General features: G+C 59.4%; 11 protein-coding genes. 5 read left to right on the top strand and 6 right to left on the bottom strand.

Going from position 1 to position 8,900, the window contains the following annotated elements; translation table 11 throughout:
- Positions 1–338: 338 nt before the first annotated feature.
- Positions 339–1,319 (top strand): GAF domain-containing protein, encoded by a 981-nt coding sequence (locus IRZ24_RS12650; protein ID WP_297164791.1) that lies wholly within the window; start codon positions 339–341, stop codon positions 1,317–1,319.
- A 26-nt stretch (positions 1,320–1,345) separates the two neighbouring features.
- Positions 1,346–2,170 carry a family 16 glycosylhydrolase gene (locus IRZ24_RS12645; RefSeq protein ID WP_297164790.1) on the top strand — a complete coding sequence of 275 codons (825 nt, stop codon included), beginning with the start codon at positions 1,346–1,348 and terminating at the stop codon, positions 2,168–2,170.
- A gap of 8 nt (positions 2,171–2,178) precedes the next feature.
- Here the strand turns inward: IRZ24_RS12645 and IRZ24_RS12640 are convergent, their stop codons facing one another.
- Together IRZ24_RS12640 and IRZ24_RS12635 are read right to left on the bottom strand one after the other, a co-directional pair.
- Complete coding sequence (locus IRZ24_RS12640; protein WP_297164788.1) at positions 2,179–2,793, bottom strand: ATP-dependent Clp protease proteolytic subunit; 615 nt, start codon at positions 2,791–2,793, stop codon at positions 2,179–2,181.
- 75 nt (positions 2,794–2,868) lie between these two features.
- Positions 2,869–3,174, bottom strand: coding sequence for a hypothetical protein (locus IRZ24_RS12635; RefSeq protein WP_297164786.1), 306 nt, complete (start codon positions 3,172–3,174; stop codon positions 2,869–2,871).
- A gap of 258 nt (positions 3,175–3,432) precedes the next feature.
- On the opposite strand from IRZ24_RS12635, the gene IRZ24_RS12630 reads away from it, so the two are divergent.
- Positions 3,433–3,876 (top strand): helix-turn-helix domain-containing protein, encoded by a 444-nt coding sequence (locus tag IRZ24_RS12630; RefSeq protein WP_297164784.1) that lies wholly within the window; start codon positions 3,433–3,435, stop codon positions 3,874–3,876.
- 171 nt (positions 3,877–4,047) lie between these two features.
- On the opposite strand, the gene IRZ24_RS12625 is transcribed toward IRZ24_RS12630, so the two are convergent.
- Together IRZ24_RS12625 and IRZ24_RS12620 are read right to left on the bottom strand one after the other, a co-directional pair.
- Positions 4,048–4,377, bottom strand: a complete 330-nt coding sequence (locus IRZ24_RS12625; RefSeq protein ID WP_297164782.1) for a hypothetical protein — start codon at positions 4,375–4,377, stop codon at positions 4,048–4,050.
- A 172-nt stretch (positions 4,378–4,549) separates the two neighbouring features.
- Positions 4,550–4,936, bottom strand: coding sequence for an ACT domain-containing protein (locus IRZ24_RS12620; RefSeq protein ID WP_297164780.1), 387 nt, complete (start codon positions 4,934–4,936; stop codon positions 4,550–4,552).
- A gap of 278 nt (positions 4,937–5,214) precedes the next feature.
- Between IRZ24_RS12620 and IRZ24_RS12615 the strand changes: the two genes are divergently transcribed.
- The gene (locus tag IRZ24_RS12615; protein ID WP_297164778.1) at positions 5,215–5,664 is read left to right on the top strand and encodes a metalloregulator ArsR/SmtB family transcription factor; all 450 of its coding nucleotides are present in this window, start codon (positions 5,215–5,217) and stop codon (positions 5,662–5,664) included.
- A 32-nt stretch (positions 5,665–5,696) separates the two neighbouring features.
- Entirely contained in the window at positions 5,697–6,710 is a 1,014-nt protein-coding gene (locus IRZ24_RS12610) for a cation diffusion facilitator family transporter (protein ID WP_297164776.1), read from the top strand.
- Between the two features lie 238 nt (positions 6,711–6,948).
- Here IRZ24_RS12610 and IRZ24_RS12605 read toward each other — a convergent pair whose 3' ends face one another.
- Entirely contained in the window at positions 6,949–8,232 is a 1,284-nt protein-coding gene (locus IRZ24_RS12605; protein ID WP_297164774.1) for a Bcr/CflA family multidrug efflux MFS transporter, read from the bottom strand.
- 191 nt (positions 8,233–8,423) lie between these two features.
- A partial coding sequence (locus IRZ24_RS12600) for a hypothetical protein (RefSeq protein ID WP_297164772.1) occupies positions 8,424–8,900 on the bottom strand: 477 nt, incomplete at its 5' end.

Raw genomic sequence — 8,900 nt, 5'->3', positions numbered from 1 at the left:
GGGCGGGAAATCAGAAGGGCAGAGGATCAGTCAGGCGGCTGCAACGGCTGGTCAGAGAGACAACCATTCAAGAATAGACACCCCTAGACACTTTGCTTCTATTGTACTGCCATTTCTCGAGGAGGGCAAGCGGGACAGAACCAGAAAAGATGGCTTGTCTTCCCTGCGAGGCTGAAGAGCACCTTCTTGACGGGCTAGAATGGGGCCAGGAGCCTTCGGTCAAGCAACAGGCGGGGAGCCACAGGCGCAGGCGGCAGAAGAGTTGACGGTCGGGCGCTAAGCTGTTATCATGACGGAAGATCGGAGCAAGAGCCAATTCAGCAGCAAGGCAATATGCTATGGACGAACCACGTACCTGGCGCGAACTGCTAGGAACCATCATCACAGATAGCCACGAGAGACAGCGCCTAGCCGAGGAATTGGGAGTGACCCCCACGACGCTGAATCGCTGGGTTTCTGGCACTTCCGACCCCCGGCCTCAGAATCTTCGCCTGCTGCTCAAGGCGTTACCTCAATACCGCGAGCAGCTGCAGGAGCTTATTCAGGCCGAGTTTGAGGATTTTGTGGCAGCGCCTTCCGATGACTCGTCCCAGGAGATTCCTGCCGCTTTCTATGCGCGCATCTTCCGCGCCCGCGCAACAACGACCGAGGCCATGCGCTATTGGTCGCTGAGCAATCTGATTCTTCAGCAGGCGCTGGGACAGCTCGACCCCGATCATCTGGGCATGGCTGTGCGCGTGGTGCGCTGCATGCCTCCCAAAGATGGGAAAATCCGTAGTCTCCGCGAGTGGCTCGGTCTGGGGACACATCCCTGGGGGGGCGAGCTGGAGCATAAGGCCATGTTCTTGAGTGCTGAGTCGCTCTCGGGCTATGTGGTGAGTTCTTGCCGCCCGAATGCGATCCAGAACATCGATGAGGAACATTCGCTGATCCCCGCCCACCGCGATCCTCACGAGCGCAGCGCCGCTGCCCATCCGATTCTCTATGCTGGGCGCGTCGCCGGCTGTTTCCTGGTTTCAAGCACCCAGCCCTACTATTTCCTCTCTCAGGCCCGCCTGACACTGATCCAGCATTATGCCGATTTGCTGGCGCTGGCCTTCGACCCCCAGGAGTTCTATGATCCTAAAGATATCGAATTGCGGGTCATGCCAGATCAAAGCATCCAGCGCAAGTATTTTATGAAGTTCCGCCGCCGCGTCTCGGAGGTCATGATGGAGGCCACTCGCTCAGGCCGCTCGCTCAATAATCTGCAGGCAGAGCAACTGGTCTGGCAAGAGCTAGAAGATGAGCTACTCGAGCTATCGCTCCGGCTCAATTGAAGGGAGCGCAGAATAGAAGATCGTCTATGTTTGACGATTTTGAGACAAGGGCACGAGAAGGCAGTGAACTTGATGCGCGCTGGCGACGCACCTGTCTAGGGGGTGGGCGTTTGAGTGTGGAGCAATCGCGCCTGCGTCTGGAGCTAGAGGCCAGCCGCGAGGGGGAGTACAGTGACGCGCAGATCGATGACTATGGGGAGCTGCCGCGTCATGCCTTCCCCTGGCATCCTCCGCTTCGCATGGAGATACGGGCCTGCTTCTCCCATGCGGCGGCGACACTGGCCAGCACAGCAGAGACGCCTGGTCGATTGCGTGGAACCGCCGGTTTCGGTTTTTGGAATTACCCGTTTTCGTTGCGCGGCGATGTGCTCATGCTTCCCGAGGCGGTTTGGTTCTTTTATGCCTCGCCGCCTTCAAATATGGCTCTGGTGCCGGGTGTGCCGGGCTGGGGCTGGAAGGCGCAGGTGGTGCACGCGCTGCGCCCGGGTTTTGTGGCGGCGGTCCTGCCCACAGCCCTGGCTGCCCTCTGGGGGCGTCTCAGCGGCGAGCTGCGCCCGGCGGCGCGCTGGCTACAACGCCTGACCGGTGCTCAGGAGCGTCTTCTAGAGGAGGTTACGCTCACCGACTGGCACACCTACGCACTTGAGTGGCTGCCGACCCAGGCTCGTTTCTTCGTCGATGGCAACCTTCTCTTTACCGCTCTCGCGCCCCCGAGGCGCCCCTTAGGCTTCGTGGCCTGGGTAGATAACCAGTACGCGATCGCAACGCCGCGCGGCACTTTGCGCTTTGGCACGCTCGCGACGGGTCGTCAGTGGTTGGATCTCGATTATGTGCGCATCGAACCTCTCTGAGAGCACGACTAGTCTTTTAGCTCTTTGAGAGGTGGCTCCAGCACTTCATCGATGATGCCATATTCAACTGCCTCGGCGGCGCTCAGGAAAAAGTCGCGATCGGTGTCGCGTTTAATGCGCTCCAGCGGCTGGCCAGTGTGCAGTTGGATGATTTCATTGAGTATATCGCGGGTGCGCAACATCTCACGGGCGTGGATCTCGATATCGCTGGCTTGGCCGCTGACGCCGCTGGCAGTCCACGGCTGATGGAGGTGGATGCGCGCATGCGGCAACGCACGGCGCCGACCGCGATCCCCTGCCATGAGCAGAATGGTCCCAAAGCTGGCGGCGTAGCCGACGCAGGTCGTGGCGATGGGGCAGGGCAGCATGCGCATTGTATCGTAGATGCCCAGGCCGGCGGTGATGACACCGCCCGGCGAGCTGATGTAGAGGTTGATTTCTCGCTCGCTGCTCTCGGCAGCTAGGAAGAGGAGCTGAGCAATGACCAGTCCCGCCATTTGCTCCTCAATGGGGCCATTAATGAGAATGATGCGCTCTTTAAGCAGACGCGAGTAGAGGTCATAGGCACGCTCACCGCGTCCCGTGGCTTCGATGATGGTGGGTACGTAGAGAGCACTACTCATATCTATTCCTCCTTTTCTTTTCCTTTCCTTGCCCGTCTTTCTTCACTTCTTTATATCTCATTAACAATCATCTTCCTATTCTTTTTCTTCTAGTGCTTGTCCAGGTCCCAGGAGACGGCGCACAAAGTAGTAGTGCACCTGGAAGCCGCTGCCGCTGGCGCGTTCGTCAACGATCGCCTGTAGCAGCCAGCCCTCTTGTCCCAGCTTGGTCAGGTGCTCTTCAGAGAGCAGCGGCTCTCTGCCTGGCTCCAGGCTAATGAGGCGATACTCCCAGCGCACAGGCTCCGACTGCTGCTCTTCGTAGACAATCGGGATGTGGGGAATTGACTGGATATCCTCTTGTGTGGATGATAGGAATGGGAACAAGGGATGTGGCAACATGAATACGCTCCTTTCTCCGCTTTGCGGTGCGTTCTGGAATTCGCGCGTTTTCGCCCTTCTCCCGCCCCGGCAGATGGCAAGGGGACTAGGAGAGCACACCTTGAATATAGCAAAGTGGGGGGATATAGTGATAGCAAACAGTGATGCTGTTAGCATAGCTGCCAGCCAGGCTATGCTATGAGCATAGCTGTCGCAGGCGGCAGAGAGGAGAGACTCTCTGAAAACCGGGCAATAAGGAGAGCAGAAAGGAGCGTGGGGATGGCTGATCTTCAGGAGACCTTGGGGAAAGTGATTCGCCGGGAGCGCCAGCAGCGGCGACTGACGATGCGCGAGCTGGGTGAACGCGCAGGATTGTCGGAGATTTACGTAGGAGAAATTGAGCGCGGGCAGAAATATCCTTCGGCTCGTGTGCTGGAGAGCGTGGCAGCGGCCCTTGATCTGGAGGTAGCCGAGCTGTTGGAACTGGTGGCGGCAGAGCTGCGTGGCCTGTCGGAGGCTGCCCACGGCGGAGAGGTCTCTCCAGGCTTCGGCTTTGGGATGGCCGCTCCCGCTCGGAGCACTGAGGGCGGGCGGACGAGGAGATCGGGACAGGGCCAGCCATTGGCGGCTCAGCAGGTGCTGGCAGTGGCTGGCTTCAGCTCGCTGTTGCTGGCGGGACGGCTGGGAGAGGCTTCTTTGCAGCGCTCGCGCCTGCGCCGCTAGCCCCAGCTTGAGGCCAAGAGATAGAGGAGGGCTGGCTCGTATGCTCGTTCTGGGAACAGGTCCGAGCGCCCTCCTCCATTCCTTGCGATCTTCTTTGCTTGTGGCCTTCGCTGTTTGCTCATGAATCAGGGGCAAGCGCGTCGCTGCCAAGGCTACCCTTTCTTGGCGTCTTTAGCCGCGCCACCAGCGCCGTGGCCGCTGGGCATAGCCCCCGCGACGGTAATAGTAGGGAGAGAGACGCCGATAGGCGAAGGCGCTCCAGATGAAGACTAAAACTGCCGCAGCCAGCACCGATGTGACCAGCGGGACGCCGTTTAGATAGGGTTCGCCGCTAATATGCCAGTGTAAGACGCCATCGACCAGAAAGATGGCTAGCAGTCCCAGAAGAATGGCGCCGATGATGCCGCCAGGGGCGTGACGACGCGCGATGAATTCCCCTACCACGCCGACAATAGCTGCAATGATGACCCAGATGATCAGTTGCTCCAGGCTGATGGTCATGATAACTTTCACCTCCTTGCTGAAGCCGGCCCCTTCCGGCTTTCCCTGGATGCTCGCTTCTATAGCATCTGAGTCAATCACGGGCTTACCGCTCTGTTAGTTTCAATCTCTCTCCTGTCAGCCAGGGGAATCCCCCTAGTTGAGATTCCTCTCTGGCCACCAGGTATCTTGGCTATAAGAATTGGTGACCGTGAGCCAGGAGAACGGTTTGGGCGGCTGCTAGCTGCGGCTCGCGGACTAAAAGATAGTCTGTATCGTAGGTTGAAAGGGCAAAGACTGGGATGCCAGCGCTAGCCAGCGGGTTGAGCAGCGCGGCGAGAATTCCAGTCAAAGCAAAGTCGAGGGGGCCTACGACCTTCAGTGCGGCCCAATCTGGCGCACAGGTCACCCCTTTGGGAACCCACTCTTGAGGACACACCACAGACAACTCATCGGCGGTCCAGGTGAGCGTCAGCAAAGACGACAGTGGCCGGTCAGCAGTCGAGAGCCAGGCCGGCAGGGGATCACCAGGGGCAAGACGACAAATGGCCAGCTTGTGCGCAACTATCGACAACTGCATCGTGAGGATCAGCTCTTTCTCTGTTGTTCTCAGGACGGAGCCACGGCAGCGCATGGCCCCACCTGGCCGGTCAGTCAGGTCAGTCAGCCGTCACTCAAGCGGCTAGAGGGTCCAGCCACTAGGTCGGCCAGCTTCTACGATAGCATGGCCCTTCAGTCCTGTACAGGTTCAGGCGTCCCTCTGCGCGGATTGCAAGCAAGCGGCATCGATGTTATAGTAGTAAGAGAAGAAAGCTGCATAGCTGTACAGGTTTTCGAATACGAAAGGAGCAAGCCGCGATGACCACCCGTCCACGAGCGCGTACGGCAAGCAGGCGTGCAGAGGAAACGGATCTCTGTCAGGTGCGGGCCATTCATCCAGAGCAGGTGGAGGCCGTGCGTCAAAGTCTGCTGCCGTTAGAGAGCGCCACGCGCACAGCAGCGCTCTTTGCCGTTCTCAACGATCCGACGCGCCTGCAGGTGCTCTTTGCGCTGCTGCATGCACCGGCGGGTGAGCTTTGCGTCTGTGACCTGGCCGCCGGTCTTGGTCGTGATGACACGACGATCTCTCACCAGCTCCGGGTGCTGCGCACTCAAGGGATCGTGGGTTTGCGCAAGGTCGGGCGGGTGGTCTACTATCGTCTGGTTGATGACCATGTACGACAATTGCTTGAGCTGGGTCTGGCTCACGCGAGCGAGCCGGCGGGCGGGCCAGCCGCTGTCTCCGAGGCGGTGGAGGTATCCGCATAACTATGCATACTGGTCATGGTGAAGAGTCTGCTATGAAAGAAAAGATGCCTGCGCACAGCGCAAGTGGGCAGGGCCACCCAGAGCGCCACTCTCAGCACGGCTATGATGCTCACGCCCATGCCCATGCTCATGATCTGCCGCGGCGGAGCCTCCGTCTGGCCTTTCTGTTGACGACGGTCATTCTGTTGAGTCAGCTTGTTGGCGGCTTGCTGGCTAACTCGCTGGCGCTCTTCTCGGAGGCTGGTCACGTGGTGACGGACCTCTTTGCGCTCGGCCTGGCCTGGTTTGCGGCAGTACAGGCGGAACGTCCCGCCAATGCGCGCCGTACTTTCGGCTACCACCGCGTAGGCATTCTGGCCGCACTGATCAACGCAGTGACGCTCATCGCCATCGCGGTGCTTATCCTGGTCGAAGCCATTGGGCGCCTTCGCCACCCGGCTGAGGTGCAGCCATTGGCGATGTTCGTGACGCCGCTGATCGCCATCGCTATCAATCTCTTTATCAGCGTGGTGCTTCAGCGCCAGAGTCAGCACAATCTGAATACGCGCGCCGCCTTACTGCACGTACTCGGCGATGTGGGGGCCTCGCTGGCAGTAATCGCCGGTGGCCTGGTGCTGCTTCTGACCGGCTGGAGCGCAGTTGACCCGCTGCTGTCCGTGGGTATTGCCCTGCTGCTGGCCTTTGGAGCCTGGCAGGTTGTTCAGGAGGCGACCGATATCCTGCTGGAGGCGGCCCCGCGAGGTCTCTCGGTCACTCAACTGGCTCACGATATGCTTCAGGTTGAGGGGGTCCGAGAAGTGCACGATCTCCATGTCTGGACGATCGCCAGTGGCATGCCCGCCCTGGCCTGCCATGCCACTATCGATGATGGAACGCCGGCCCGTAGTGCTTCGATTCGGCGGGCACTGACCCAGATGCTGACGGAGAAGTATCATATCGATCATGCCACCATCCAGTTCGAGTCAGAGAAGGATCGCCAGAGCTGCTGCCACGCTCAAAGCCTCTATTGCTGTCTTGATCCTTCAAGACGCTCGCGTCAGGCATAGCTAGCGTAGTCACCATAGAGAGAGATTGATAACGCTGCATAAGAGGCGAAGATGGGATCAGAGCAGGCCTGTCCAGGACCGGGCTAGAGGTATCCGGCCCCTGGCCAGGTAATGTCTAGAGCGCCTGTCTGATCCCATCTTTTTTTGGGACCTTTTTACCAGGTTACCTGGCCTGGCGGCCGTTCTGCAGTGCTCCGACTGACAAGCCTGGGCCCCACTAGACCAGAGCGAGAGCAGATCAGTGGCCCTCCAGGCGTTCGATTTCAGTGCCAAGGGAGGAAGCGGCCTGGAAAGGCTGCCTCCGTCCAAGGAGCCAGAAGGTGAGAAGAGCCGAGAGGCCAAGCACTCCGATGATGCTCGCCATTGGTACAGCCGTCTGAGAGCCGGCGATGCCGACCAGCGGTGAGGCAATGGCGCCAAGAACGAATTGGAGTAGACCAACGAGAGCCGCGGCGCTGCCAGCTTCGCGGGGATGATCAGTCAGGGCCAGGGTGGCTGCATTGGGGAAGACCATGCCCTGACTGGCGACGACAACGAAGAGGGCGGGCAGAATGCCAATCAAGCCAACGCCACCGATGACGGCTAAGAAGAGGCCGCCGCTGCCAAGCGCCACGGCGGTTAAGGCCCCGGCCAGGAGTTTGCGCGGTGCTATGCGTCCAACGAGACGCCCATTGATCTGGCCCATAATGGCAATGCCCAGGGCATTGGTGCCAAAGACCAGGCTGAAGGCTTGGGGCGAGAGGCCATAGATATCCTGGGTGACGAAGGGAGAGCCAGAGATGTAGGCAAACATGGCCGCCGCTGAAAGACCACAGGAGAGTGCATAGCTCAGGAAGGCTTTGTCGGTGAGTAGACGGCGAAAAGTGCCTAGAGTTGTCCCTAGCTTGCCGCTTTGCCGTCGCTCCGGCGGCAGGCTCTCCGGTAGCCCCAGCAGGGCCGCTATCCAGATCAGGACAACGAGCAGGGTGAGAAAGAGGAAGATACCGCGCCAGGTTGTGAGGCGCAGCAAGAAACCACCGATGAGTGGGGCCGCTATGGGAGCAATCCCACTAACGAGCATCAGCATGGAGAAGAAGCGGGCCATGAGGATGCCGCTGTATTTGTCTCTCACAGTAGCGCGGGCGATGACAATACCTGCAGCTCCTGCCATCCCTTGGATGAGTCTCAGGCCAATCAGAAGGGTGATTGATGGGACCACAGCACAGCAGAGCGAGGCGAGGATGTAGATAAGTAGCCCTATCAGCAGGGGCCGTCGCCGCCCAAGGCTGTCGCTTAGCGGACCCGCCAATAGCTGCCCAAGAGCGAGCCCTACAAGACAGGCGCTCAGGGTGAGCTGGGCCTCCGAGGCGTTCGCTCCCAGGTCCTGGCTGAGCAGAGGCAGCGCCGGCAGATACATGTCTAGCGAAAGTGGGCCAAAGGCCGAGAGCGATCCCAGGATGATGATAAGCAAGATCGAGCGCCATCTCTCTAATGCATCTACCTGCTGACGTCGCCCGGTATCATCCACTGCTGTCTGTCTCATTCTTTCCAGTTACCTTATAATAATAGATACAAATATATCTATGGAGCAAGGACGGGAAATAAGCGCCGCAGGAGAGACACTTGCTCCGGGCAGGGGACTTCATCTGCTGCGCTCTTCCGACCGCTTTTTTGGCCAAAGTACCCCAAGGGGAAGACCCATGCGTTCTAAGATGCTGGAGCGGCACTTTTATTTTACTCTTGCCCTTGCGCTTGCAGGGAGGGCCTGGGCCCCCCTGGGAGCTTCAAGCGCTCTGCCTGCAGACGAAGCTTCTCTAGAGCGTGCTGATAGAGTGGTGTGGCCAACTGGCGGGCCTCTGGCAGCCGTATCCGCGAGTACATCCAGGAAAACTTAGCGTGGACAGCTTCAGGTGTCCAGCCAGCCCGGGTACTGCTCATCATGTCAAGAAAGGGCTGGACGTTGACCTCCAGGAAACTGAGGCTGTCCGCCGCCTGAACCCAATCGGCTTCGGGCCATCCTCCTATCTCGTGCACGCGGATCAGGGCCATTACCTCCTCTATCAGGTTGGCCGGGGCCTGGTGCTCGCGCAAAAAGTCGCCCACGATGCGCGCTGAGCGCTCAGAATGCTCCTGTAGATAGAGCGGGTCATCTGCTCCGCGCGAGGGATCCTGCTTTGGGCTATCGGGTCCGGGAAAGGCTCTCTCCATGTC

This window comes from Thermogemmatispora sp., from assembly GCF_019683755.1.
Taxonomy (GTDB): domain Bacteria; phylum Chloroflexota; class Ktedonobacteria; order Ktedonobacterales; family Ktedonobacteraceae; genus Thermogemmatispora.
Note: the sequence above shows the minus strand (reverse complement) of the source record. Positions and strands in the feature narration are given on the sequence as shown.